Origin of the sequence: Affinirhizobium helianthi (assembly GCF_042680945.1) — a bacterium.
GTDB lineage: Bacteria > Pseudomonadota > Alphaproteobacteria > Rhizobiales > Rhizobiaceae > Neorhizobium > Neorhizobium helianthi.
In genome coordinates, this window is record NZ_JBHUEQ010000016.1 from 25,812 (window position 1) to 51,242 (window position 25,431).

At 58.2% G+C, this 25,431-nt stretch carries 28 protein-coding genes; 13 read left to right on the plus strand and 15 right to left on the minus strand.

The annotated features are described in order from the left end of the window. Positions 1 to 64: 64 nt before the first annotated feature. From ACFSE1_RS09460 to ACFSE1_RS09470, 3 genes are all read right to left on the minus strand, one after another. Positions 65 to 811: a metallophosphoesterase family protein gene (locus tag ACFSE1_RS09460; RefSeq protein WP_377399875.1), complete on the minus strand. Its 747-nt coding sequence runs from the start codon at positions 809 to 811 to the stop codon at positions 65 to 67. Next, complete coding sequence (locus ACFSE1_RS09465) at positions 808 to 1,605, minus strand: nucleotidyltransferase family protein (protein ID WP_377400201.1); 798 nt, start codon at positions 1,603 to 1,605, stop codon at positions 808 to 810. The genes ACFSE1_RS09460 and ACFSE1_RS09465 overlap by 4 nt, the downstream gene beginning before the upstream one ends. Before the next feature lie 139 nt (positions 1,606 to 1,744). Continuing rightward, on the minus strand, positions 1,745 to 2,182 hold the full coding sequence (locus tag ACFSE1_RS09470; protein WP_377399878.1) for a hypothetical protein: 438 nt from the start codon (positions 2,180 to 2,182) through the stop codon (positions 1,745 to 1,747). On the opposite strand from ACFSE1_RS09470, the gene ACFSE1_RS09475 reads away from it, so the two are divergent. Next, positions 2,181 to 2,369, plus strand: a complete 189-nt coding sequence (locus ACFSE1_RS09475) for a DUF3008 family protein (protein WP_377399881.1) — start codon at positions 2,181 to 2,183, stop codon at positions 2,367 to 2,369. The genes ACFSE1_RS09470 and ACFSE1_RS09475 overlap by 2 nt on opposite strands. A 20-nt stretch (positions 2,370 to 2,389) precedes the next feature. On the opposite strand, the gene hmuQ is transcribed toward ACFSE1_RS09475, so the two are convergent. Beyond that, positions 2,390 to 2,728, minus strand: a complete 339-nt coding sequence (gene hmuQ / locus ACFSE1_RS09480) for a heme-degrading protein HmuQ (RefSeq protein ID WP_377399884.1) — start codon at positions 2,726 to 2,728, stop codon at positions 2,390 to 2,392. Between the two features lie 19 nt (positions 2,729 to 2,747). Continuing rightward, entirely contained in the window at positions 2,748 to 3,107 is a 360-nt protein-coding gene (locus ACFSE1_RS09485; RefSeq protein WP_377399886.1) for a YbaN family protein, read from the minus strand. A 160-nt stretch (positions 3,108 to 3,267) separates the two neighbouring features. Between ACFSE1_RS09485 and galE the strand changes: the two genes are divergently transcribed. The 4 genes from galE to ACFSE1_RS09505 all read left to right on the plus strand — a co-directional run bounded on the left by galE (position 3,268) and on the right by ACFSE1_RS09505 (position 6,649). Next, on the plus strand, positions 3,268 to 4,254 hold the full coding sequence (galE, locus tag ACFSE1_RS09490; RefSeq protein WP_377399889.1) for a UDP-glucose 4-epimerase GalE: 987 nt from the start codon (positions 3,268 to 3,270) through the stop codon (positions 4,252 to 4,254). A gap of 15 nt (positions 4,255 to 4,269) precedes the next feature. Continuing rightward, a complete protein-coding gene (gene ung / locus ACFSE1_RS09495) occupies positions 4,270 to 4,971 on the plus strand; it encodes a uracil-DNA glycosylase (protein ID WP_377399892.1) in 702 nt (233 codons plus the stop codon). A 119-nt stretch (positions 4,972 to 5,090) separates the two neighbouring features. Then, positions 5,091 to 6,023 (plus strand): VOC family protein, encoded by a 933-nt coding sequence (locus ACFSE1_RS09500; RefSeq protein WP_377399895.1) that lies wholly within the window; start codon positions 5,091 to 5,093, stop codon positions 6,021 to 6,023. A gap of 11 nt (positions 6,024 to 6,034) precedes the next feature. Then, positions 6,035 to 6,649 (plus strand): alpha/beta hydrolase, encoded by a 615-nt coding sequence (locus ACFSE1_RS09505; RefSeq protein WP_377399898.1) that lies wholly within the window; start codon positions 6,035 to 6,037, stop codon positions 6,647 to 6,649. 46 nt (positions 6,650 to 6,695) lie between these two features. On the opposite strand, the gene ACFSE1_RS09510 is transcribed toward ACFSE1_RS09505, so the two are convergent. Then, positions 6,696 to 7,265: a transglycosylase SLT domain-containing protein gene (locus tag ACFSE1_RS09510; protein WP_377399901.1), complete on the minus strand. Its 570-nt coding sequence runs from the start codon at positions 7,263 to 7,265 to the stop codon at positions 6,696 to 6,698. Between the two features lie 79 nt (positions 7,266 to 7,344). Next, positions 7,345 to 8,232 (minus strand): DMT family transporter, encoded by an 888-nt coding sequence (locus ACFSE1_RS09515; RefSeq protein ID WP_377399904.1) that lies wholly within the window; start codon positions 8,230 to 8,232, stop codon positions 7,345 to 7,347. Between the two features lie 198 nt (positions 8,233 to 8,430). On the opposite strand from ACFSE1_RS09515, the gene ACFSE1_RS09520 reads away from it, so the two are divergent. The 3 genes from ACFSE1_RS09520 (at position 8,431) to fosX (ending at position 13,148) form a co-directional block, all read left to right on the plus strand. Next, on the plus strand, positions 8,431 to 9,729 hold the full coding sequence (locus ACFSE1_RS09520) for an adenylosuccinate synthase (RefSeq protein WP_377399907.1): 1,299 nt from the start codon (positions 8,431 to 8,433) through the stop codon (positions 9,727 to 9,729). A gap of 60 nt (positions 9,730 to 9,789) precedes the next feature. Next, entirely contained in the window at positions 9,790 to 12,423 is a 2,634-nt protein-coding gene (locus ACFSE1_RS09525) for a hypothetical protein (RefSeq protein ID WP_377399910.1), read from the plus strand. Positions 12,424 to 12,731: 308 nt separating this feature from the next. Continuing rightward, complete coding sequence (gene fosX, locus ACFSE1_RS09530) at positions 12,732 to 13,148, plus strand: FosX/FosE/FosI family fosfomycin resistance hydrolase (RefSeq protein WP_377399913.1); 417 nt, start codon at positions 12,732 to 12,734, stop codon at positions 13,146 to 13,148. Between the two features lie 67 nt (positions 13,149 to 13,215). Here the strand turns inward: fosX and ACFSE1_RS09535 are convergent, their stop codons facing one another. The 4 genes from ACFSE1_RS09535 to ACFSE1_RS09550 form a co-directional block, all read right to left on the minus strand. Further along, positions 13,216 to 15,021 carry a methyl-accepting chemotaxis protein gene (locus ACFSE1_RS09535; protein ID WP_377399916.1) on the minus strand — a complete coding sequence of 602 codons (1,806 nt, stop codon included), beginning with the start codon at positions 15,019 to 15,021 and terminating at the stop codon, positions 13,216 to 13,218. Positions 15,022 to 15,312: 291 nt separating this feature from the next. Further along, positions 15,313 to 16,215, minus strand: a complete 903-nt coding sequence (gene rpoH / locus ACFSE1_RS09540) for an RNA polymerase sigma factor RpoH (protein ID WP_377399919.1) — start codon at positions 16,213 to 16,215, stop codon at positions 15,313 to 15,315. A gap of 185 nt (positions 16,216 to 16,400) precedes the next feature. Continuing rightward, positions 16,401 to 17,186 carry a class I SAM-dependent methyltransferase gene (locus tag ACFSE1_RS09545; protein ID WP_377399922.1) on the minus strand — a complete coding sequence of 262 codons (786 nt, stop codon included), beginning with the start codon at positions 17,184 to 17,186 and terminating at the stop codon, positions 16,401 to 16,403. Between the two features lie 217 nt (positions 17,187 to 17,403). After that, positions 17,404 to 18,429, minus strand: coding sequence for an RluA family pseudouridine synthase (locus ACFSE1_RS09550; RefSeq protein WP_377399925.1), 1,026 nt, complete (start codon positions 18,427 to 18,429; stop codon positions 17,404 to 17,406). Between the two features lie 43 nt (positions 18,430 to 18,472). Between ACFSE1_RS09550 and ACFSE1_RS09555 the strand changes: the two genes are divergently transcribed. Both ACFSE1_RS09555 and ACFSE1_RS09560 read left to right on the plus strand, forming a co-directional pair. After that, entirely contained in the window at positions 18,473 to 18,859 is a 387-nt protein-coding gene (locus tag ACFSE1_RS09555; RefSeq protein ID WP_377399928.1) for a hypothetical protein, read from the plus strand. Between the two features lie 4 nt (positions 18,860 to 18,863). Beyond that, positions 18,864 to 19,709, plus strand: coding sequence for a TrmH family RNA methyltransferase (locus tag ACFSE1_RS09560; RefSeq protein WP_377400205.1), 846 nt, complete (start codon positions 18,864 to 18,866; stop codon positions 19,707 to 19,709). On the opposite strand, the gene ACFSE1_RS09565 is transcribed toward ACFSE1_RS09560, so the two are convergent. Continuing rightward, a complete protein-coding gene (locus ACFSE1_RS09565; protein ID WP_377399931.1) occupies positions 19,685 to 20,878 on the minus strand; it encodes a coiled-coil domain-containing protein in 1,194 nt (397 codons plus the stop codon). The two genes, ACFSE1_RS09560 and ACFSE1_RS09565, sit on opposite strands and share 25 nt — an antisense overlap. Positions 20,879 to 21,029: 151 nt before the next feature. Beyond that, positions 21,030 to 21,617 (minus strand): DUF1134 domain-containing protein, encoded by a 588-nt coding sequence (locus ACFSE1_RS09570; RefSeq protein ID WP_377399934.1) that lies wholly within the window; start codon positions 21,615 to 21,617, stop codon positions 21,030 to 21,032. Positions 21,618 to 21,820: 203 nt separating this feature from the next. Here ACFSE1_RS09570 and chpT point away from each other — a divergent pair, with 203 nt between their 5' ends. Both chpT and ACFSE1_RS09580 read left to right on the plus strand, forming a co-directional pair. Continuing rightward, entirely contained in the window at positions 21,821 to 22,468 is a 648-nt protein-coding gene (chpT, locus tag ACFSE1_RS09575; RefSeq protein WP_377399937.1) for a histidine phosphotransferase ChpT, read from the plus strand. 140 nt (positions 22,469 to 22,608) lie between these two features. Then, positions 22,609 to 22,971, plus strand: coding sequence for a response regulator (locus tag ACFSE1_RS09580; RefSeq protein WP_377399940.1), 363 nt, complete (start codon positions 22,609 to 22,611; stop codon positions 22,969 to 22,971). A 271-nt stretch (positions 22,972 to 23,242) separates the two neighbouring features. On the opposite strand, the gene ctrA is transcribed toward ACFSE1_RS09580, so the two are convergent. Continuing rightward, the gene (gene ctrA / locus ACFSE1_RS09585) at positions 23,243 to 23,944 is read right to left on the minus strand and encodes a response regulator transcription factor CtrA (protein ID WP_112562832.1); all 702 of its coding nucleotides are present in this window, start codon (positions 23,942 to 23,944) and stop codon (positions 23,243 to 23,245) included. Positions 23,945 to 24,386: 442 nt separating this feature from the next. Here ctrA and ACFSE1_RS09590 point away from each other — a divergent pair, with 442 nt between their 5' ends. Next, positions 24,387 to 24,737 carry a flagellar export protein FliJ gene (locus tag ACFSE1_RS09590; protein ID WP_377399943.1) on the plus strand — a complete coding sequence of 117 codons (351 nt, stop codon included), beginning with the start codon at positions 24,387 to 24,389 and terminating at the stop codon, positions 24,735 to 24,737. Between the two features lie 201 nt (positions 24,738 to 24,938). Here the strand turns inward: ACFSE1_RS09590 and ACFSE1_RS09595 are convergent, their stop codons facing one another. Then, positions 24,939 to 25,220, minus strand: coding sequence for a GNAT family N-acetyltransferase (locus tag ACFSE1_RS09595; protein WP_377399946.1), 282 nt, complete (start codon positions 25,218 to 25,220; stop codon positions 24,939 to 24,941). Between the last annotated feature and the right edge of the window lie 211 nt (positions 25,221 to 25,431).

Sequence of the window (25,431 nt, forward strand, 5' to 3'; positions counted from 1 at the left end):
TTTCAATGAGATTTCCGAGCCCACTGAAACGTCGTCGGGGGAAAGCGGTTCCCGCGCTGATGCGTCACAACTCAATTATCGCATAGGGCCTGCCGGTTGGCTTCTCGATATGTGCGGCGACATTATAGACAGGCGCTCCGCCGGGGGTGCGCCCTTCGAAGCGGCCGCGATGGGCATGTCCATGCACCACGGCGCTGACGGGGAAGCGGTCGATGGTTTCCGCCAGTCGCGACGAGCCGAGGAATGGATAGATTTCCTTCGGTTCGCCTTCCACAGTTTCGGCGATTGGCGCGTAATGCAGAACCACCATGGCCCGCTCGGAGCGTACCTGCCGGAGCGCATTTTCCAGCCGCATGGTCTCCTCCATGCTTTCCGCAACCATGGCCTTGATGGCGGGTTCGCCGAAACTGCCCAGCATGTGCCGCCCAAAACCACCCGCGAAACCCTTGACGCCCGCAAAGCCGACGCCGTTGATCTCGACCGCTTGGCCTTCCAGCAGATGCACACCTGCATCTTTCAGGATCGAGCGCACATCATCGACCGCGCCGCATTCGAAATCATGGTTGCCGAGAACGGCGACCATGGGAATGGTGCAGGAGCGCAGATCGCTGGCAAGGCGTTCCGCCTCGGCCTTCTTGCCAAGATCCGTGAGGTCGCCTGCCATGACCAGAACATCGGCTTTGGTGGACATTTCGGTGAAAAGGTCGCGGTAGCTCTCCGAGCCGCTCTCCTTGACGTGCAGATCCGCCACTGCTGCGATCCTGAGCTTTTGTCCCTTCGCTGGCGTCCTGGTCTGGGCCGGTTTTGTCACAGCATGGCTCCTTCCTGGTCTTGTCTCAGCTCCCCTTCGCCGCCCACATCGGCAAAACCCCATTCCTTCACGTCAATCTCGAAATCGATACGCGAGAACATACGGCCACGGCAGATCTTCATCTGGGGCAGGGGCAATTCGCGCTGGGCTGCCAGCCGTTCCAGAAGCTCGTCCAGCAGCCAGTCCGGCACCTTGTCGCGCTCTGTGGGGTAGATCCAGCGGAAGTTCAGAAGGTGCATCAACAGCACCTCCCAATGCACTTCCATATGGCCCAGCAGCCTCTGCCAATCGATTTGGTCGTGCGCGCGGAGAATGAGGTGGGCCACGTCCGCTCCGTCATAGCGGTGGCGCAACTGCACGAAGCATTTCGACCAGATAAGCTCTGTCGGCGCGACGATACGCACCTTCTGATCGTTGAAATCCATCCGCCGGGCATTTTCGAACCAGGCATCGCCAATCGGCATGGTGCCGTTGGAGCCGGCAAAGATGACATCGAAGAAATGCTCGCCGCGCTTTACCTTGCCAAGCCAGCGATCGTCCTCCACCTCAATGTCGAAGCCCTTCGCCTTGAAATGCGCCAGGATGCGGTTGAAATCGCCCGCCTTGCAAAAGATGTCGAGATCCTTGGTGGGGCGGGTTATGCCGGTATAGGCACTGACGGCATAGGTTCCTGCCAGCAGGAAGGGGATATGCGAGGCCACCAGTTCATTGACCGAAAGGGCCACGAAATCCTGCGCATCCGCAGTGGCAAGCGTCGGTGCCGCTTGCGCCTCAATGTGGGGAACGGCCTTCATGGATGGGTCGGCTGGCCGTGCCTCTTTGGCAGTTCCTGGGTCAGTCGGTGCGTTCATGGGATCTCCGGGGCCTTTGCGTCTGGCGCAAAGAAACAGCCGGATGCGGGATCTGTTCCTTCACATCCGGCTCGATTGCTGCTTATCGCTCTGGATTGTCGGCATTGGCCATCGGGCTCGGGCGGCCGTCTGCCCCGTCGCTATCCAGCCTTTCGTCCAGATCCTCAAGGTCGCTTTCCACGAGATAGGTATCGCCGCCGCCAAGCCGTGATGCCTCATGGACCGCCTTCATATTAGTGGAATCGAGCTGCGTGTGCAGGGCGTCTTCCACCCGCTCGCGGTCATCCTGCTCGAAACGGCGCGAGCCTTCGTCCGTCATCTTGTCTCGCGCATCCATGTGATCCTTGGCATCCATCAGTCTTTCCTTTCCTGGCAAGCGGTCGCTTCGACCGCACTGGATAAGGAAACCCCCGGCATTGCCTTCCGGTTCCGTTGCAATGATTGGCGTCCGGGGCGGAACAGAATGCAGGGCGCGCAGTTGATCGCGTATGGCTTCAATCATCCAAGGGAGCAGGAACATGCCCGCAAAATCCAAGGCACAGCAGAAGGCAGCTGGCGCGGCTCTGGCCGCCAAGCGGGGCGACCTCAAGAAGAGCGAACTGAAGGGAGCATCGAAAAGCATGGAGAAATCCATGTCGGAAAAGGAGCTTCACGACATGGCTTCCACCAAGCGGAAAGGCAAGCCGCAGCACGCGGCCAGCCACTGATTTTACAAGGTTGACTGGTTTTACAAGGTTGACTGGCCGTCGCGGTTCTCGCTGATGATGACCTCGAAGCCTTCGAATTGCGGCGGTCCCAGATATTCCACCAGTTTGCGGTTCTCGCCCGCCCGGGAATGAGCGGCGCGAAACTGTTCGGACTTTGTCCAGGCGGTGAACATCTCCTCGTTCTCCCAGATGGTATGGGAGGCATAGAGCGTGTGATCCTCTTTCTTCGGGCCTTTCAACATGTGAAATTCCACATAGCCCGGAACGGTGGAAAGATGCCGCTCGCGGTTCTTCCACATATCCTCGAAGGCCTGCTCGAAGCCTGGAGCAACCCGGAACCGGTTCATCGCGATATACATATGCACTCCTTGTTGCTGGTCAGCCGCTATCCGGCCGCGTGACGATGAAAAGGGATGAGGCGCAGAGTATGGCCAGAACGATCAGGGCGCGCCAAAGCGGCGGCGATGTTCCAAGCACGAAGAGGCCATAGCTGACAGCGATCATCGAGACTGCCAGCACCTTGGCCCGGCGTGGAATGGCGCCATGCGCACGCCAGTCCTGCAGGGGCGGCCCGAAGCGCGGATGGTTGATAAGCCAGGCTTCCAGCCTCGGAGACGAGCGGGTGAAGCAGGCAACCGCCAGCAGCAGAAAAGGCGTGGTTGGCAAAATCGGCAGGAAGGCGCCCAGAACCCCCAGGCCCACAAACAGCCAGCCGAGAATGAGAAAAAGCCACCGCATTGCGCTGCATCAACCTCTTTTTGGGCGCGACCATAGCGCAAGGCCCGGGCGGTGCAAAATCCTTTCTTGAATGGTCAAGTTCATGATCTTGCCGCAGGCTTTCTTTCTAAGGTCCGGTGTCTATATTCGCCCTCAACGTCCAACGGAGTTCGCACCCTTCATGTCAGTCAAGAAGGTTCTCGTCGTCGGCGGCGCCGGTTACATCGGTTCGCACAATTGTCTTGCTCTTGCAGAACGCGGCTATCAGCCCATTGTCTTCGATAATCTGACCAACGGACATGCGGAATTCGTCAAATGGGGCCCCCTGGAAGAGGGTGATATTCGTGATCGGGCGCGGCTGGATGAGGTCTTTGCCAAACATCAGCCGGATGCGGTTTTGCACTTCGCCGCGCTGATCGAGGTGGGTGAATCGGTCAAGAACCCGGTCGCCTTCTACGATAACAATGTGATCGGTGCCTTGACGCTTCTTTCCGCTGCCATGGACGCGGGTGTGAAGGCCTTCGTCTTTTCCTCCACCTGCGCCACCTATGGTCTGCCGCAACAGGTGCCGATGGATGAGACGCACGCCCAAGCCCCGATCAACCCCTATGGCCGCACCAAGTTCATCATCGAGCAGGCGCTTAAGGATTACAGCACCTACAAGGGCCTGCGCTCGGTGATGCTGCGTTATTTCAATGCTGCCGGTGCCGATTTCGAGGGGCGTATCGGCGAATGGCACACGCCGGAAACGCATGCCATTCCGCTGGCCATCGAGGCCGCGCTGGGGCGGCGCGAAGGCTTCAAGGTGTTCGGTACGGATTACGACACACGCGATGGTACCTGCGTGCGCGACTATATCCACGTGCTCGATCTTGCCGATGCCCATGTGCGGGCGCTTGATTATCTGCTGGCGGGCGGGGAGACGGTGGAGCTTAACCTTGGCACCGGCACGGGCACGACTGTAAAGGAATTGCTGGCTGCGATATCGGATGTGTCGGGGCGGCCTTTCCCGGTGGAATATGCCGCGCGACGGGAGGGGGATTCGACCTCTTTGGTGGCCAATAACGAGAAGGCGCGGGCCGTGCTGGGCTGGGAGCCGCGCTACACGCTGCACGATATTATCCAGTCTGCGTGGAACTGGCATTCGCGCAGCAACCACGTGCTTTGACTTGGAAGGCGGGATATGAGCGAGACGGCAGTGAGGCTTGAGGAAAGCTGGAAACAGGCACTGGGTGAGGAGGTTTCCAGCCCCTATATGGGGGAGCTTCGCCAGTTTCTTCAGCGGGAAAAGGAAGCGGGCAAGCGCATTTTCCCCAAGGGTGCAGAGTATTTTCGCGCCCTGGACCTGACGCCGCTGCCAGAGGTGAAGGTCGTGATCCTGGGGCAGGATCCCTATCACGGCCAAGGCCAGGCGCATGGCCTGTGCTTCAGCGTGCGGCCGGGCGTGCGCATTCCTCCTTCGCTGGTCAATATCTACAAGGAGATGCAGAGCGATCTCGGCATCAAGCCCGCCCGCCACGGATTTCTGGAACATTGGGCGCGGCAGGGTGTGCTGCTGTTAAACAGCGTGTTGACGGTGGAGGAATCCAGGGCCGCATCCCATCAGGGCAAAGGCTGGGAACGCTTTACCGATGCCGTGATCCGGGCTGTGAACGAGCAGGGCCATCATGTCGTCTTCATGCTGTGGGGATCCTATGCCCAGAAGAAGGCCGCTTTTGTGGATCAGAGGCGGCATCTGGTGCTGAAGGCCCCGCATCCATCGCCGCTTTCGGCGCATAACGGTTTCTTCGGCTCTGGCCATTTTTCCAAGGCCAATGCCTATCTCCTATCCAATGGACGTGAGCCGGTGGATTGGCAATTGCCGGAAACGGCAAATGAGCAATAGCTGTTTTGTGAACAATCCGTTCTGATTGTTCAGTCTAGGCGTTTCGGGCTTTTGCGACCATCTTGCCTGCCATGGAAACGGCGCGAACTCTGCGCCGTAATCGATCAGGAGGGTTTGCAATGCTGAACCAGATCAGGGGCTTGCACCATGTCACCTCGATGGCAGCCAGTGCCCGCACGAATAACAGGTTCTTCACCGATGCGCTTGGGCTTCGCCGTGTGAAGAAGACGGTCAATTTCGACGCACCGGATGTCTATCACCTCTATTATGGCGATGAGCTTGGCACGCCGGGCTCGGTGATGACCTATTTTCCCTTTCCCCACATTGCCAAGGGTCGTCCGGGAACGGGCGAAGTGGGCACGACCCTCTTTTCGGTTCCGGAAGGTTCGCTCGGTTTCTGGGCCAATCGGCTGGTCTCCAAGGGTAGCCTCGAGTTGAAGAATGCCGAAGCCTTCGGCGAGAAGCGCCTGCATTTCTTCGGGCCGGACGGCGATGGTTTCGCACTGGTGGAGGTCAAGGACGATCCGCGTGCCGCGTGGACCGGCAACGGTGTTTCCGAGGATCATGCCATTCGTGGCTTTCACTCCGCTTCCCTTCGCCTTCGCGATGAAGGTGCGACCGCAGAACTGTTGAAGTTCATGGGCTATGAGGAAGTCGATCGTCAGGACGGTGTGGTTCGGCTCGCCATTCCCGGCGGCAACGGTGCCGATGTCATCGACATCGAAACCATGCCGAATATCAGTCGCGCCAATCTGGGTGCCGGCTCCGTGCATCATATCGCTTTCGCGGTTGAGAACCGGGAAAAGCAGCTGGAAGTGCGCAAAGCCCTGATGGATACCGGCTATCAGGTCACACCCGTGATTGACCGCGACTACTTCTGGGCCATCTACTTCCGCACGCCGGGCGGTGTGCTGTTCGAGATTGCCACCAACGAACCCGGTTTCGACCGTGATGAGGATAGGGCGCATCTGGGCGAGGCACTGAAGCTTCCGACGCAGCATGCGCATCTGCGCACCTATCTGGAAGAACATCTGGAAAAGCTGGAAGGCTGAGGGATCGGCTCATGAGCATGGAAAACTATGTGCACCGGGCGAGACCCGGTGCAGCTGGCGCACCCATCTTCTTCGTGTTCCACGGGACCGGCGGCGATGAAAACCAGTTCTTCGATTTCGGCAGCCGGCTTTTGCCCGATGCGACCGTCATCTCACCGCGCGGCGATGTCTCTGAACATGGGGCTGCCCGTTTCTTCCGCCGCAAGGCGGAGGGCGTCTACGATCTGGAGGATCTGGCAAGAGCAACAGAGAGAATGGCAGACTTCATTGCCGCTTGCAGGGATCACTATCAGGCGGGGCCTGTCATCGGTCTCGGCTTTTCAAACGGTGCGAATATTCTCACCAATCTCGTGATCGAAAGACCGGACCTCTTTGCCGTTTCGGTGTTGATGCACCCGCTGATCCCGTTCCAGCCAAAGGCTCGAAAAGGCCACGGTAAAGTGCTGATGACGGCGGGCGAAAGAGATCCGATCTGTCCTGTGCCGCTCACTCAGGCGCTGGCCGATTATTTCACGGAAAGCGGCGAACAGGTGCAGCTGGAATGGCATCCCGGCGGCCATGAAATTCGCGGCAATGAAATCGAGGCGGTGAAGCTGTTTCTTGCCGGCTTTGGAACGGCCGCTTGAAGCCCGACAAAACCGGAGCGGCAGGTGCTGCTCCGGTTCTTGCGTTTCAATAGCCGCAGGCGTGAAGCTGCCGCTCATAACGTTCCGCGATGCGTGCGGATCGCTGTGCCGCTCCACGGATGGCGGAGGTGAATTCGCCGCGTGCATAGCCCTTGTGGCCTGCGTAATAGGCGAGATAGAGCCTGTAGGTATCGTTCAGCGCGATGCCGTTCCGCTTGTTGCTCTTGTTGTGATACCAGCCGACGAAGTGGATGCTATCGCCGAAATTGCTGCGGCTGGCACCCCAATTGCCGGTTTCCCGCTTGTAAGTGGCCCATGTGCCATCCAGAGCCTGGGCATAGCCATAGGCAGAGGATATCCGCTTCCACGGAATGAAACCGAGCAGATAGGTTCGGCGGGGCTTGGCATAGGGCCTGAAGCTGGATTCCGTATAGATGGTCGCCATCAGAACCGGAACAGGCACGCCATATTGCCGTGAAGCGTGTCTCGCCTCTCGCGCCCAGTTATTGAAGAGCCCGTCACGCTGCGCGAAAATGGCGCATGCATTATCAATCCTGCTGGGTGCTGTTCCGCAACCGGCAAGAAAGAGAAGGGCGATGAAAAACGCATAACGCATCGCTTATCCTCTCGATCTGAGAGGATTAATAACCGGTAAGATTTAACTAAACGTTTACAGATCCGGCCCGTACTTCCTGTCAGTCCTGCGAGGGCTTCCAACGTTCTGCAATGGCAATGCCGCCAAGAGCCAGAACCAGTGCCAGCACATGATAGGTGTGCAGTTCTTCACCCAGAATAATAACGGAGAGAAGGGTGCCGAAGACGGGAACGAGGTTGATGAAGAGACCCGCCCGATTGGCGCCGATGTGCACAATGCCCTGGACGTAGAAGACCTGCGCGATCAGGGATGCGAAGAGGGCTGTATAGAGCGCGGCAACCCAGCCATAGGCATCCGGCCACACGGCATTTCCGTTTGAGATTTCCCAACTCACCAGCGGAATTGTGCAGACAAGTGCGGCAAGAGAGGGAATGGCCATCAGCGTGCGCCAGTCCACCGGCGGTCTCCAGCGCAGCATAATTGTGTAGGTGGCATAGGCGGCAACGGCCACCAGCATCAGGGCATCGCCGAAATTCAGTTCCAGCTGCAGCAGGCTTTTCAAATCGCCATGCGAGGCGGTGAGTGCGACGCCGATGAGTGTCAGTGAAAAACCCAGCACCTGTGCCAGAGAAATGCGGATGCGAAACAGAACGAGATTTGCAATGAAGATAAGGAAGGGAATCGCCGCCTGTTCGATCGTGACATTGATTGCCGTGGTATGATGAACGGCGGAATAGAGCAGCACGTTGAAAAGCGTATAGCCGATGGCCCCCAGGCAGAAGAGGAGGGGGAGGTGATTTTTCACCACCGGCCAATCCTTCTTCAATTGCGGAAGCGAGATCGCAAAGATGATGGCGCAGGCAAAAATCCAGCGCCACATGGTGAGGATCATCGGGCTGATATGCCCGATTGCCAATTTGCCGACAATAACATTTCCGCCCCAGCAGAGCGCAGCGACAGACAGGAAAAAATAGGCTCTGAAATGCACTTTCGTAATCCGCAGCAAGGCGACACAGAAGCCGCGCGTGGATAATGGTTGCGCTGAAATAGCCTTTCGGCTTGTGATATGTCACGCAAAAACGCCATAATACGCATAAACGGGTCGCTTTCCGTAAAATGACACAGTATAGATGCGCCGGTTTGAGCGGGTGACGGAAGCTCGCAGCACAGCAGGAAGACACAGGCAATGACCAATGTGGTGGTAATCGGTTCGCAATGGGGTGACGAAGGCAAGGGCAAGATTGTCGACTGGCTTTCCGAGCGCGCAGATATTGTCGTGCGCTTTCAGGGCGGCCATAACGCCGGTCATACGCTCGTCATCGATGGCGTGAGCTACAAGCTCTCCCTGTTGCCCTCCGGCGTGGTGCGCCCCGGCAAAATGGCGGTTATCGGCAACGGTGTGGTGGTTGACCCACACGCGCTGATCGCAGAAATGGGGCGCCTCAAGGATCAGGGTGTGCATGTCACGCCGGAGAACCTGCGCATCGCTGAAAACGCTACTCTCATTCTGTCGCTGCACCGCGAACTCGATGGCATGCGTGAAGACGCAGCCTCCAACAGCGGTACGAAGATCGGCACCACGCGCCGCGGCATTGGCCCGGCCTATGAGGACAAGGTTGGCCGTCGTGCCATCCGCGTCATGGATCTTGCAGATCTTGAGGCGCTGGAAGGCAAGGTAGAGCGTATCCTCACTCACCACAATGCGCTGCGTCGTGGTTTCGGCGTGGCCGAAGTCGAGCACAAGACGATCATGGAGGAATTGACCTCCATCGCCGAGCGCGTACTGCCCTTCATGGATAGCGTATGGCGTCTGCTGGACAAGGAGCGTCGCAAGGGTTCGCGCATTCTGTTCGAGGGTGCGCAAGGATCCCTGCTCGATATCGACCACGGAACCTACCCCTTCGTGACGTCCTCCAATACGGTGGCCGGTCAGGCTGCAGCCGGTTCGGGCATGGGGCCGGGCTCGCTCGGTTACATCCTGGGAATCACCAAGGCCTACACCACCCGCGTGGGCGAAGGCCCGTTCCCGACGGAGCTGACGGATGAAATCGGCCAGTTCCTGGGCGAGCGTGGTCATGAATTTGGCACAGTTACAGGGCGTAAGCGTCGTTGTGGCTGGTTCGATGCGGCTCTGGTTCGCCAGTCGGTTGCCACAAACGGCATTACCGGCATTGCGCTGACCAAGCTCGATGTTCTGGACGGCCTGGATGAATTGAAGATCTGTGTTGGCTACAGGCTGGATGGTCAGGAGATCGATTATCTCCCGGCAGCTCAGGCAGCGCAGGCCCGGGTGGAGCCGATTTACATCACGCTGGAAGGCTGGAAAGAATCGACCGTCGGCGCACGTAAATGGGCTGATTTGCCGGCACAGGCCATTAAATACGTCCGTCAGGTCGAAGAACTCATTGGCGCGCCGGTGGCTCTTCTTTCAACCAGTCCTGAGCGGGACGACACAATACTTGTGACGGACCCGTTTGAAGACTAAGCTTCAGCACTATTTGCCTTTTCACTCGGCGTGAATGCCGGTGAGCAAGAGAAAGTATCAATGGCTGATTTTGTAGCGGTTATTCGTCGGGCCGTGGATGGGCTGGCGAACAATACTCCCGAAATGCGCATCCGGGTGTACGAGAAAGCGCGCGGTGCAGTCCAGCGTCAGCTGGAGAATATGAAGCCGCGCCCTTCCGACGAGATGCTGCGCCGCCAGATGGAGAAGCTTGACGCTGCCATCAGGGAGGTGGAGGCCGAACATCAGGAGGCGTTGCCGCCGGAAGATGCAATGCCCGTTGCATCTGCGGCGGCGTCTGCATTTGTGCAGCCGGAACCCGTTCACGCTGAGGAAGAGCCTCGCCAGGAGCCAGCCTATCAGGAGCCGGTCTCCACACCGGCCGCGGCTGAAGAGCAGTTTGCCGCTCCGGTAGAGCCCCAATCTTACGCGTCGCAGTCTTACGAGACTCCGTCCTACCGTGAGCCGGTCTACGAAGAACCGGCCTACGAAGAACCAGCGGCGTCTTACGAGAATGAGGCCACCTATCAGGCCGAGCCGCAGGAGACCGATCCTGCGGATGCCACTTACGAAGAGCCCGAGCCCGTCGCTTCCCCGGTGACGGCTGAAGAAGCCTATGAGGCCCCGGCGGAGCGCTATGCGCCCGAAGAGCCCGAGCCCTTGCCGGTCCAGCCCTATGATGCGGCGGACAGCCAACAGGTTGCGGACACCGCCTGGCCCGAACCTGAGCCGCAGGGCGCAGAGCCGGTTCGCACTGCCGGGTTTGTGCAAGGCGCTCACCCGGAGGCAGATCCTTTCGCCGATGATGAGGATCACATCCCACAGCGTTCCGCAGAGCGGGATTACGCAGACGAAACGCCTCAGCAGAAAGCCGCTGACGATTGGCAGGAAGTCGACGCCGCCCAGCCGGTGACGGAGCCGGATCTTTACGGTCAACCGGAAAGCTTCCGCCCTGCAACGCAGGCTGCCCCCGCCTGGCCCGACGCGCCTTCGACCGCGCCGCTGGTTGGCGAGCCTGATGCCGGACCGCAGCAGCAGGACTGGTATGCGCCGGAAGTGGCTGCATCAGCGGTTTCCGCTCCGGACGTGCATTCCCGTCGCGAAGAGCCGCAGACAGATGAGGCTTTCTGGGCGCCGGAGGCAGACTATCGCGAGCAGCCTGATCAGAGGCAGGCGCCACCGCAGGCTGCTTCCCAACGCTTTGACGATTCGGCTGCTGCCGAGCTTTTCTCCGCGCATTTTTCCGAGGAGCACCATGCATCGGCGCAAGCCCGCATGCCTTCCGTTTCCGATCTGCCGGATTTCAACAGCAGCCCTGCCGCAAAGCCAAGCCAGGACCCGGAAGATCTGCTTGCGGACTTTATTCAGCCGCGTGCTCAAGCCCCGAGAAGCGAAAGCATAGCCAAGACCGAGGAACACGGGCCAGACAATGATCCGTGGAATGATCTGGAAGAGTTTATCGGCCAGGACCGTCACGGTATTGCAACTGCGGGTGCGGCTGCGGCCGGTGCGGCAGCTGCTTCCAGTCCAGCGGCCCGGGTTGCCTTGAATGAGGACAACCCCCGCAGCGAGGCTGACGACAATCGCGAGCTGGAAGAGTTGATGGCAGCGCCTGCCGCGCGCTCCTATCGTGTGCAGCCAAAGCGCAAACGCAGCATCGCGCCGCTCATTCTGTCAGTGGTCGGGCTGCTGCTGCTGGGCGGCGGTGGCTATGCCATCTGGATGAACCGGGATGCCCTTACCGGCGTCATCGGCTCGGTTGCCAGCGATGGCAGCACCACACAGCAGGCGCCTGGCACGGCAAATACAGCCGTTAACGAAGCGCAACAGGCAGGACAGACCCAGCCTCCGCAACAGGCAGCGACACCCGGTCAGCCTGCCGCAACTGGCGAAGAGGCGGGACCGCAGAAGTTCACCCAACGTCTTCTGGCCGATGGCACAGAGGTTGACGATGGCACGGGCGGTCCGGCAGCGACGGCGCAAAACCAATCGGTGGCGCAGGTGAGTGCAGCCGGTGAGGTGTCGCAGGCGGCAACGCCCGGTCAGGCAGGGGCCACCTCAACCGGCACTCCTCCCGTCGGCAGCCCGGAACAGCCTACCAATACGGTGGCAACCGCCGGCGACAAGATTTTCCTCTATGAGGAACGTATCGGCCAATCCTCGCCAACGGCGGTGGAAGGCTCCGTTTCCTGGTCTCTCCAGAAGGAAAGCGGCGAGAACGGCAAGACCGAGCCAACGGTTCAGGGGCGCATCAGCGTGCCGGGCCGTGGCCTGACCGCGCTGGTGACGTTCAAGCGCAATACGGATCCTTCGCTTCCGGCAAGTCATCTGGTTGAATTCGTCTTCTCGCTTCCGCCGAATTTCGAAGGTGGATCGATCGATAATGTCCAGCGCATTGCGATGAAATCTTCTGAGCAGGATCGCGGTGATGCACTGGTTGCCGTTCCTGCCAAGATTACCACGGATTTCCATATGATCGCCTTGAATGATTTTCCGGATGCGCGTGCGCGCAATCTGGATCTCATGAAAACGCGCGATTGGATGGATGTGCCTTTGATCTATGGCACGGGCCGCCGCGCCCTTTTGACCCTGCAAAAGGGTGAGGACGGCCGCAAGGCCTTCGATGAAGCCATTCGCGAATGGCAGGCAATCGCGCCCCCCCAACAGGGCCAGTAAGCTGCATCATCAGAACAAAAGAAACCCGGTCCTCGCTTGAGGGCCGGGTTTCTTTTGGCCGGAAACTGAATGGCGCCTGGAGCGTTTTCGTATCTCACAGAAACGCGACAATGCTCTAAAACCGCTAACGTAGCCTGCTCCACGTTTTCCTCGATCTGATGGCGGAAAAAGCTACCGCGATACTTTTGACGTCTCATGTTTTTCCAAAACACAGGCCCGCGTCTCACCCTCAGGAATGTTTCAAGAGGCCTCGGTCTCGCCATGATGATTGTGTCGATTCAAAATCCGGGATCATTCGAGAGGTTGCCATGCTCAGCCACATCACCTTTGTCGTCCGCAACCTGGATTGCATGGAGAGAATCGTCCTTGAGGTTTTGAAAGGGCGACGGATCTATGCCAGTGGTCCGCACGGCTTTTCCCTGTCGCCGGAACGCTTCTATCTGATTGGTGAGGGCGATTGCGCCGTGTGGATGGTTGCCATGCAAGGCGAGCCGCTTGCGCAAAGAAGCTATAATCACGTGGCTTTCAAAATCGACGAAGGAGACGTCGATGCCAGGCTGCGTGCCATCGAGCACCTTGGGCTGGACGTGAGGGAAGGTCGCTCCCGCATAGCTGGTGAAGGGCTGTCCATCTATTTCCACGATGACGATAATCATCTCTTCGAGCTGCATACAGGCACGCTTGAGCAGCGCCTTGCGGCCTATGCTGCAGCTGGGACAGGATGAGTTGCCGATCCATGAAGAAAGGCCGCGCGGGGCGGCCTTTCAAAACGTTTGATTGTTTTTTTCAAGCTCAGAACTCTTCCCAGTCGTCGCTTTTCAAGGCGGTATTGCCGCTGACAACCGGCTGACGCTTGGGAGCGGGTGCCCGTGCAGGCGCTGCCGGTGCTGCCGGAGCGCGTGGTGGCGGGGCGGCGGCGGTCTTCGGTCTTGCCACGGTGGCTGCGCGCGCAGCCGAGACGGGCAGAGCGAAGGCGGAGATGAGCGCATGCAAGCGCGCTGCCTCTTGCGCAAGGGTTGCGCTTGCCGCAGTCGATTGTTCGACCATCGCCGCGTTTTGCTGCGTCATCTGGTCCATCTGGTTGACGGCGGTGTTGACTTCCGAAAGGCCGATCGATTGCTCGCGCGAAGCATTCGCAATGGCCTGCATATGATCGTTCACCGCCAGGATATGCTCCTGAATGGTCTGGAGCGCTTCGCCGGTTTCGCTGACCAGTTTAACGCCGGACTGCACCTCTTCCGAGGATTTGCGGATGAGTTCCTTGATCTCCTTCGCCGCCTGCGCAGAGCGCTGTGCGAGTTCGCGCACTTCCTGCGCCACGACGGCAAAGCCTTTGCCTGCCTCCCCGGCGCGTGCCGCCTCTACTCCGGCATTAAGAGCGAGCAGATTGGTCTGGAATGCAATCTCGTCGATAACGCCGATAATGTTGGAAATCTGGCCGGACGAGCTTTCGATCCGCGCCATCGCGCCGACAGCTTCAGATACGATCCTGCCGGAATGCGAGGCGCTGCTATTGGCTTGCGCGGTCGCGCCCCGTGCCTCTTCTGAACGCTGTGCAGCATTCTTGACGTTTGCCGTAATCTCTTCAAGCGCGGCTGCTGTCTCCTCGAGAGAGGCCGCCTGCTGCTCGGTGCGCTTGGAGAGATCCTGAGCGCTCTGGCTGGTTTCACGCGATCCGCTTTCGATGAGATCTGCCGCGCGCGAAACGGAAACCAGTGTCTCGCCCAGACGCTTCACGGCATTGTTCATGCTGGCGCGAAGCGGCTCGAATGTGGGGGCAAATGGCGTGTCGATAGAGAAGGAAACATCGCCATCGGCCAGCTGGCTCAGCGCCTCGCCGATCTTGTTAACCGCATGCACACGGTCGCTTACATCGGTTGCAAATTTGACAACCTTGACCAGCTTGCCGTTCTCATCGGTAATCGGGTTGTAGGAGGCGTTGAGGAAGATCTGCCGTCCATCTTTTCGCACCCGCAGGATATCGCCGATATGCGGTTTATTCTGGCGAAGCTGAGACCATAGCTGTTCGAATTCCTCATCGCCCGCCGGCCCCGCCGGCAGAAAGATGCGATGCGATTTCCCCTTGATCTCGCTCAGAGCATACCCGGTTGCTTCCAGGAAGTTCTGGTTCGCCAGGACAATTTCACCCTCAGGCGTGAACTCGATCACTGCCTGCGACCGGCCAATCGCGATCAATTGGCTGCGGTAATCATTGTTTTCCATACGGATCTTGGCGTCTGCCCACTCAACGACAAAGCCAGTTGTGGTCCCACCATTCTTCAATGGTGTCACGTTCAGGTCGAAGGCATGGTGTCCCACGGTGATCGTGGCGGAATACGGCTTGGTGAGCGAGGCCAGCATGGTGCGCTGGTGGCCTGGATTCTTGTGGAAGATGTCGATGCTGCTTCCAACAAGGCTATTCATGTCAAAGCGGGGCAGTTCTTTCTTCAGATCTGCTTCGACCTCCTGAAGGAAGGATCGAACAGCCTCATTCATATAGATTATGTTGAGGTTGGCGTCCGCGATCATGATATTTGCGTTGATGACATCCAGTGCCTTCAACCTAGCATTGTTTGTTCCAGAGCCGAATGAAAACATAAACTGGTGCGCTCCTAGGGTTGCGCGGTGCAGGAGATGTTGCGGCAAGTCATTCTCCACGCAGCGTTTTTGTGAATTACACCTCAAAATACCCACGAGTGGTAACGCGAAGATTAATTAGACGAATATAATATTTATAGCCTAATTGTTGTAGTCGTATGCGAATTACACTCTCAATTCGATATTCGAATTGATTGATGGTAAGTTGTCTGTGACTTTGTCACAAATGGCACAAAAAAGCCGCCACAGAAGGTTCCATGACGGCGATGACGCGAATTATGATCTGAATGGTTAGGCGTCAACCACGCGCAGAGCCTTGGCCTGTGCCAGGGCTTCCTTCTGCACGGCATCCTGAACCTTTTCGAAGGCGCGCACCTCGATCTGGCGAACGCGTTCGCGGCTGATGTCGAATTCGGAAGACAGCTCTTCCAATGTTACCGGATCGTCCGACAGGCGACGTGCTTCGAAGATGCGGCGTTCGCGCTCGTTCAAAACGCCCAGCGCCTTTTCCAGCATGCGGCGGCGGGTTTCCAGCTCGTCCTGCTCGATCAGTGTTTCTTCCTGGCTGTCGTGGTCATCCACCAGCCAATCCTGCCACTGGCCGGATTCGCCTTCCGTGGCACGAATGGGCGCATTCAGCGAAGCATCGCCAGTCAGGCGACGGTTCATCGAAACGACCTCTTCCTCCGAAACATTGAGCTTGGTCGCGATCTCCTTCACCTGATCCGGTTTCAGATCGCCTTCATCGATGGCCTGAATCTTTCCCTTCATGCGGCGAAGGTTGAAGAACAGGCGCTTCTGGTTGGCGGTCGTGCCCATTTTGACGAGCGACCAGGAGCGGAGAATGTATTCCTGAATGGAAGCCTTGATCCACCACATGGCATAGGTTGCCAGGCGGAAGCCGCGCTCGGGATCGAACTTCTTCACAGCCTGCATCAGGCCGACATTGCCTTCGGAGACGACTTCACCGATCGGCAGGCCGTAACCACGATAACCCATCGCGATTTTCGCCACGAGGCGCAAATGCGAGGTCACCAGTTGATGTGCGGCGTCACGATCCCCATGTTCATGATAGCGCTTGGCCAGCATGTATTCCTGCTGCGGCTCCAGCATAGGGAACTTGCGGATTTCATCGAGATAACGGTTCAGGCCGGCTTCACCGGCAGTAATGGATGGAAGCGTATTACGGGCCATAAAGCACCCCTTTCTCTATGTCTCCGGCCCCCATGCGCATCTGCCTCGGCGAGCCGGAAGGTGCGCGTCTTGTCCCGACCTCGCACCAAGCCATGTGACAGATAAGTACGATGCATCGACCATTCAAGATGGCAAGCATCTGCAATTCCATTACGTCCGCCCGGACGTTTGGATCAGTGGGTCGGTTAGCGGAACGCCCGGCCGGACAGGCTGCCAAGACCAGAGCGTCGCATGATTTCAAACATGACCCGGCGTCCAAGCGGTGTATGAAGCTTTATGATGCTGGACCCCAGGAACTCGATTTCCGAACGCTCCAGAGCCGATAATTGTTTCGCCTGCCGGATCGTTTCGACGTAAAAATCGCGCCAGGAACGGTGGCAGACATAGGTTTTGTACTTCGTGACGCAGAAACAGCAGAGCGTATCGGCATGCTGGCGCAGGAAATCCGCCACCCCCACGGTCACCTCCGGCCAGGCTATGTTGAATGTATCGTCGAAGACGATAATGCCGTGAGGTGCGATGCATTCCAGCGCAAGTGCCGCATCGGATGCGACATGGTGAAGATGGTGGCCACCATCAATGCTGAAGAAGCGAACCGGGCCAACCCTGCTCAGAATGGCGTCCGGTGTAAGGGAGCAGCTGTCGCCGCGGATGACGTTTGTCTCATCGACGGGAAGGCCAAGCTGCCTGCCATTATCCAGAAAGCGCTGGTATTGTTGCGGCTCGCCCGCACGATCCTCGTCAAGATCGAAAAGATCAATGGCAAGAATAGGAGAATGCCCTTTCGACAATTGCTTCATCAGGAAATAGGAGCGGCCATAGAACACTCCTATTTCAGCCAGCGCACCCGCCATTTGCCGCTGTTGCTGGCAATGAAGCAGCGCCTGGAAGACCAAGGCATCGGGAGGATCAATATATCCCTCTATGGTTGAGAGGGATTGAAATATAAACTTCCGATCCGCCTTGTCCATGCTGTTTCCGCTCCGGCTATCTTAGATTTCGCCAATCCATGTGAGCGTGGATCAGATAGAAAACATCAGGTTGCACGAAAAATGATGAAGCAACCTTCCTGATGTTGCTATCACCGCGCCAGATTAAAGCGGAATTAGGGCGCACTTTACGCACGAATACTGAGGCGTCTCTCGCGCCTCTTTATTCGTTTTACTGCATATTCGTTAAGGGAAGGGGTCAGGCCCGGAGAGCTTCCAGCAAGGCTTCCATATCGTCCGGCACGGGGGCTTCAAACTCCATGATTTCGCCTGTGCGGGGATGTTCAAAGGCAAGCAGATAGGCGTGAAGTGCCTGGCGGTGGAAGCGGCTGACCACATCTTTTGCGTGTTCGGGCAGGCGGTTGGCCTTGGTCTTGAAGGCCGCTCCATATTCCGGGTCGCCAATCAGCGGGTGACCGATATGGGCCATGTGCACGCGGATCTGATGGGTGCGTCCGGTTTCAAGACGGCATTCCACCAGAGAGGCAAGCGCTGTGGCATCCTCCTGCTCCAGAAAACGCTCTACCACCTCGTAATGGGTAATGGCTTCCCGCGCGTCGATGCTTTCCTCGCGCTTGACACTGCGCTTGGTGCGATCGGCTGAAGAGCGGCCGAGCGGCGCGTCGATCGTACCCCGCAATTGCTGCGGCCTGCCCCAGACGAGTGCGAGATAGGCGCGTTCCAGGTCGCCGGTGCGGCCATGATCGGCAAACTGTGCGGCCAGATGCCGGTGGGCATTGTCGTTTTTCGCCACGACCATGACGCCGCTCGTTTCCTTGTCGAGGCGGTGAACGATGCCCGGACGCTTGACGCCGCCGATGCCGGAGAGGCTGTCGCCGCAATGATGGATCAGCGCATTGACCAGCGTGCCGGTCCAGTTGCCAGCGCCGGGATGGACCACCAGACCGGCTGGCTTGGCGATGACGATGAGATCTTCATCCTCGTAAAGCACGTCGAGTGGAATGTCTTCGCCCTTGGGTTCCGGATCTTCGGGCTCGGGCAGGGTGATCTCTACTGCTGTGCCCGGCTGCACCTTCTTTTTCGGCTCGGTGCATACCTTGCCGTTCAGTGCCACCGCCCCCTGTTCGATGAGTGTTTTGATGCGGCTGCGCGAAAATTCGCCATCAAGAACGCTCACAAGCCAGGCATCCAGGCGTCCTTCGGCGTCTTCACCCGCAGTCAGCACTTTCCTTGCGGTCTCGCCTTGGTTAAAGGGGTCGTTCATTTTTTCGTTCCAGTGACACGTTGACAGCAAGGACGCCTGACAGATGGCCCATCTTGAACCCGAGCAGAAGCATGAAGACGAGCCGCTCGATCCGGTGATGGAAAACGTTCGCCGCAAGATGGTGCGCCTGCAGATCGTCGCCAGCGGCATCATTATTGTCAGCCTTATGGCTGTGTTGTTCGCTGTTGTCTACAAGGTGCGCAGTCGGGCGGAAGCTGAAAAGATCGCAGCGCCCACAAGCTTTGCTGTTCCTGCCGATCAGCCGCTTGCGGCACGGGCGACATTGCCTGCTGGCTTCGAGATCCAGTCTGTCTCTCACTCCGGCAGTCAGATTCTGTTCTGGGGCACGCTCAACGGGCAGAAGAAGGCGCTGATTTTCGATATTGCCGTGGGTCGCGTGGTGGCCGATATCGCGGTGACGAACCAGTAGCATGATGGCCGGGCGCCCGAACCTCATCCGCATCGATGACCCGCAAGATGCACGCATCGCCGAATTTCGGGATATCCGTGAGCGCGATCTTGTCGGGCGTCAGGCTGGCTTCATTGCCGAGGGAACGGTGGTGCTGCGTATGCTGGCCGCGGCCCATTGCGCGGTCGATGGTGCATTTGCCGCCGAAAAGCTTCTGCTTCTGGAGAATAGGGTAAGCGGTATCGAGAGCCTGCTGGCTGCCTTTCCCGAGGATGTTCCGGTCTATGTTGCCTCCGCCCCGGTGCTCGACCAGATCGCGGGCTTTCATCTGCATCGCGGTGTGCTGGCGCTGGGACGGCGCAGGGCCAGCCCAAATGCCGCTTCTCTGATCGAACAGGTGCGGCAGTCCGGCCTGATTGCGGTCTGCTGCGGGATTTCCAATCACGACAATATGGGCTCGATCTTCCGCAATGCTGCGGCCTTCGGCGTATCCTGCCTGCTGCTGGATGAAACCTGTTGCGATCCGCTCTACCGCAAGGCCCTGCGGGTGTCCGTCGGTTCTGTTCTGTCTGTGCCTTTTGCGCGGGGCGGCAATGCGCTTTCGCTGCTTGAGGATCTGGATGCAGCGGGCTTTTCCATCTGGGGTCTTTCTCCCAGAGGCGAGATGGACATTCGCGCGATTGCCCAGACCTCAAAGCTTGCGCTGGTTACCGGCACGGAAGGCGAGGGCCTGCCACCCCATATCATGCAGCGCTTCCGCACAGCGCGCATTCCGCAGATGCCGCATCTGGATAGTCTGAACGCGGCGACGGCAACCGGGATTGCGCTCTACGAAATGGCTCGTGCTCAGAGCTTGCTGGCAGGAAGCTGACGCGCAGATGTCGTGACGGCAAGGGCATCGATAGCCTCGACGGCCCGTGCTGCAAGACTTTCGCGCGAATGGTCCGTTTCGGAAAGCTTGGCGGAGAGCGCCGCTTTCACGGAGGCGGCATCCCCATCCTTCAAGGCTGTCAGTGCGACCATATCTGCGGCAAGTGCCGCGAGTTCGCCACGCACGGTTTCCTGTGCCTCTGCGCTTTCTGCTTCGAGGATGGCCGTGGAGAGCGCCGATGCCTGGTGCTGTATCCTGGTTTCGAGTTCGCTGCTGGCCTGCATCATGGACTGGTTGAGATCCGTAATTGCATGAAGCGTGCTCCTGGCGGCGGGTTTGGCCGATGCAGGCTTCTTGCGGGGAAGGGGGTAATTGCCGGTGACCGGCTGTACAAGGTCGGCGCTATCGGCTCGGCTGAAGCGAAGTCGCTCCAGTTCCTGCTCGCGCCAGTCGAGGCGGGAGAGCAGATCGGCCTTTGCTGCCACTTCCTTTTCCAGCTTGGCCTCCAGCCGCTGAAGCTTGCGTTCCGTTTCGTGCAGCCGTAGTTCTGCATCCTTGGCTCGCGCCGTCAGCAATTTCACATCCATGCGCAAGGTATCGCGCTCTTCCCGCAGGGCGGTGGCGCGTAGTCTGGCGTTCTGGATTTCGGTTTCCCGGGCGGAAAGGTCCAGTTTGGCGTCGTCAAGTTCGGAGATAAGCCGGGCCATGCGTCTCTCGAGCGCTTCCCGCGCCTCATCCTTGGCGGCACTTGCATGTTCAACCGCCGCCAGCGACTCCTTCAGCTGCCGGATGAAACCTTCTTCCCGACGCAGACGGGAGCGCAATTCCGCCGCTTCGGTGCTCATATCCTGAACCTGCATCTGCAGTTCGTGATTGGAAGAATGCAGTTCGCTCGATTCGCGCACCAGCTTGTCGAAGCGGATCTGCAGATCGACTGCCTTATCCCGCTCTTGCAGCAACTCTTGCTTGGTGCGGGCGTTTTCCGCGGCGTAGACTGCCCGCGCCATATCCCGTTGCGCGCGCACTTCCGCCGGACTGATGGGCATTGTCGCCTTCAACCGGTTTTCCGTGTAGCGGACGACGCGCCGATGCACGGCAGGGGCCAGAATCATGACCAGAAGCGTCGCGCTGAGAAAGCCAAAGCCGAAAAGTAGCGCGAACTGTATCACGGGCGGTCCATTGTGGGATGGTGTTTCCGATAGAGCTAAAGCCTCGCAGGAGGTTCGGCAATATGGGCAAGAGCATTAAGATAGAGCCAGCCCCTGGGGAGGTCGCTTAAGCCTGTTCAGACCTGCGGCCATGCCGCCTTCATTACTGCGATCAGAAGGGATTCCAGGTTGGAGCCTGGGTAAACTTCAGATAGCCGACATTGACACCAAGACGTGCGCCAAGCCCGGTGCGGATCGGCACGACGGTAACGTCTCCGTTGCGCAACGCGGTCATCCCGACGCCGGCGACGACGAAGGCCGAACCGCTGACGCCGCCATAGCGCTGATAAAGGTTGGGGACGGACGGCAGGTTGTAAACCAGCATCATGGTGCGCGTGCCTTGCCCACCGTAATCGATACCAAGCGATGGCCCCTGCCAGAACACGGGATGTTGCCCTGCATTCTTGGTGTAAAGTTGCCCCTCGCCATAGGTCAGGCCCGCTATGAAGGCACCGGACCCTTCCTGGCCCAGAATATAGCCGTTGGGCAGACCGTATTGCGCGAAGGCATTTTCGACGACCTTTGCCAGGCCACCGCTGGTGGAGCCGAAAAAGCCGTGACCTGCATCGACGATTTCCTGGACGGAATATTGAGAAGCGCCCTGTTGCGCATGTGCGGGTGCGGCCTGAAGGGCCAGCAGCGCTGAACAGATTGTGACGGCTAGCAGCCGGGCAACAGCGGAAACGCGTTCGAAGTGCATGAGCTTTGTCCGTTCCTTCCGATTTCGAATGCCAGTTGTTACGGCGGGATTATCTTGCTGCCATCGCGTTAACAACCGGTTTACCAAAAATGGTGTCATTATGGCGGCGAAACTCCCGCTCCTTTCGCGATGCAGAAAGGTCGGGGCAATATTGTCGTGTCATCTGGCTGCAACAGCCAAGCTATCCTGAACAGGAATGAACCATGCCGAAGAACCCGAACCTGACGCTGAGCGGTCCCGATCTGGCCGCGCTCCTGTGCAGCCGCGTCTGCCACGATGTCATCTCGCCGGTGGGCGCCATCAACAACGGTCTTGAGCTGCTCGATGAGGGCGGTACCGATGCCGACGCACTGGATCTGATCCGCACATCGGCCCTGAATGCATCCGTGCGTTTGAAATTCGCCCGTCTGGCCTTCGGTGCCTCCGGCTCGGTTGGCGCTTCGATTGACACTGGCGAGGCCGAGAAGGCTGCCAAGGATTTCGCTGCTGCCGAAAAGAAGACGGAAGTGACCTGGACCGGCCCGCGTGCGATCATTCCCAAGAACCAGGTGAAGTTGCTGCTCAATCTGTTCATGGTTGCCTATAGCGCCATTCCGCGCGGCGGCTCGCTGGATGTGGTTCTGGAGAACCCGGAGACGGACCTGAAGTTCAGCATCACGGCCAGGGGCCGCATGCTGCGCCTTCCGGCCAAATATGCCGAGGTCAGCTCCGGCCAGATGGAAGAGGCGGTCGATGCCCATTCGATCCAGCCCTATTACACCGTTCTGCTGGCAGACGAGTGCAATATGGAGCTGAAGCATGTGGTGCATGAAGACCGCATCACCTTCATGGCGGAAGCTGCGGCTGCGTGAAGTAAAGCCCTTGCCTCTGCGTTGATGGGCTGACTCAACGAGAGGCAAACGGTAACACTTCGTTAGCGACAGACGATTAACCTGAACCCGTGTACCCTGTCGTGCGCGGGTTTGGCCATTCTGGCCGGGAGGAAGCAAGAATGCAGCGCCTGATGATTGCCGATAGTTCGGATATCGTGCGGACCGTTGCGAAACGCATTCTGACCGAAATGAACTTCCTGGTCGTGGAAGCATCGGGCGATCGGGAGGCCCTGATGCGCTGCCAGGCCGATCTTCCCAATATTCTCATCGTCGATGCCGGGCTGGAAGGCGCTCTTGAGCTAATTGCCGCCGTTCGCGCGCTGCCCGAAGGCAAGAATGTTCGCATCTATTACTGCGTGATCGAGGCTGACCTGAAAAAGATGATGGTGGGCAAGCGGGCAGGGGCGGATGACTTTCTTCTGAAGCCCTTCGACCGAAAGATCCTGTTTTCCGTCTTTTCCAATCTGAGCAAGGTTGCCTGATCTGGCCGAACGTCAGATGGCCCTGCCACGTCGCTTATCGCGTGTAACGGCAAACCATTCTCCTGAGGTGAATTGTGTGACTCAACGGTGCAAAAGCGTGTGGCGTACCGATGCGCAGCGGTTTTGTAACGCATGTCGTAGCCCCAAGACCGCTGCACACTTTTGCGTGACGTGCTTTAAATAGTCAGGAACTCATCGCAGGCGTAGAAATGAAAACGCCCGCACCGGGAGGGTGCGGGCGGAATTCTTAAACCCTGCGGGTGGCAACCGGTCAGGCCGTTTCGGCGTATTCGGCACCATCGGGTTCGCGCAGCACATAGCCACGGCCCCAAACGGTTTCGATGTAGTTCGCGCCACCGGCTGCGTTGGCCAGCTTCTTGCGAAGCTTGCAGATGAAGACGTCGATGATCTTCAGTTCCGGCTCGTCCATTCCGCCATAGAGGTGGTTGAGGAACATTTCCTTCGTCAGCGTCGTGCCCTTTCGCAGTGAAAGGAGCTCAAGCATCTGATATTCCTTGCCGGTCAGGTGAACGCGCTGGCCGCCCACTTCAACCGTCTTTGCATCGAGGTTCACGATCAATTCGCCCGTGACGATGACCGACTGTGCGTGGCCCTTCGAGCGGCGAACGATAGCGTGGATACGTGCAACAAGCTCGTCCTTGTGGAACGGCTTGGTCATGTAGTCGTCGGCGCCAAAGCCGAGACCACGAACCTTGTCCTCGATCCCTGCCATACCGGACAGAATCAGGATTGGCGTCTTTACCTTGGAAAGACGCAGTGTACGAAGTACCTCGTAACCGGACATGTCCGGCAGATTGAGGTCCAGCAGAATGATATCGTAATCGTACAGCTTTCCGAGATCGACGCCTTCTTCTCCGAGATCTGTCGTATAGACATTGAAGCTCTCGGACTTAAGCATCAGCTCGATGCTCTGGGCAGTCGCGCTGTCATCTTCGATGAGTAGAACCCGCATAATTTTCCCCTTTACCGCCGCGAAGGTTGTGAATGCCCCCCAACGCGAAACGGATCCAGACGTTGCCTGATTTGGAAGCTGACACCAATTGGTTAACAAAATCTCACCGCCTTTGGCAAGGCACAGGAATTCGTTAAACAAACTTGGTATTCGCCTGATTTCTCACGTGAATCTGCCAGCGCCATTCCTGAATCTTTTTGGGAAGATTTCCCTCTAAGCGATTCATACGACTCATCATTGTCGTCTGCCGAAAACCGGCCATGGCATTTACGGACCCTTAAATGATCGTCCCTATCATTAATGATGCCCGTAAATGAAAGGTTACCGCGTACGTGAAATAATTAACGGCGTGGCAATTTTTAGGTCCCAAGTGTTGCACGGCGGACTCAGGGTTGAGAGTAGTGAAATAGCCGGGGTCTCGCTATCCACGGGAGTATTGCGTATGAAGACGCGTGACAGCCTTGTACGCCTGAAGGAATTTCAGGTGAATGAGAAGCGTCGTCAGCTGCAGCAGTTGCAGATGATGATGTCGGAATTCGAAAGAATGGCGAAAGAGCTGGAGCACCAGATTTCGCTGGAAGAAAAGAAATCGGGAATCTCAGACCCGAATCACTTCGCTTATCCAACCTTCGCCAAGGCGGCGCGTCAGCGTGCAGATAACCTGCAGGTTTCCATCCGCGAATTGCGGGTGCAGCAGGATGCGGCGGAGCTGGCGTTGGAGGAAGCTCAGGCTGAGCTTGCCAAGGCAACCGCATTGGAAGAGAGGGATGGGGGCGTTCGCGCCCGCGCCTGAGGAAGGCAAGCATGTCACGCAAAATTTCGTAGCGGTTTTGCAAAAGTGGCATGCGTGAAAACAAAGACTTAAAGCGTAAATTGCGGATCTTGGAGACCGCGACATGCTTTAGGAACGACCGGTTGAACCGCAGGCGCTTGCGCTCTGCGGTGAACCCGTTTTGTGAGAACTTTCTGCTTGCTGGGATCGACGCCAGCAGTATTAGATCTGGATCACATCCTGCCAGTCAGGGTGGCGCTGCGCCTGCGCGCGCATGAAGGGGCAGAGAGGAATGATCTTCCAGCCACCCTTTCGTGCTTCGGCAATCGCATATTCCGCCAGGGCCTGACCGATACCTTGACCGCGCAGCCGGTCATCCACACCTGTGTGATCGACGATGATTAACTTTGTTGAACTGCGCGAGTAGGTCATTTCCGCAGATCCCGCCGGTAGGTTGATGCGATAAACCCCGCCGGATTGGTGTTCTTCGTGGACTATGTCCATTCCCTGTTTCCTTTCATCATCACAGCATTCCATTGCCAACGATAAGGCGAGGTTGCACCGGGCCGAAGACAAAAGTGCGCCGGTGCTTTGCTGCCATCGCCGAGGTTTTACAAAGAGCGCAATGCGATCTTTCCGATTCGGACCCTCGCGGTAAGTGCGTGGGGTGGCAGGATGTCTATCCCGCCTCAGCGGAAACCGGTTATGGAATAGG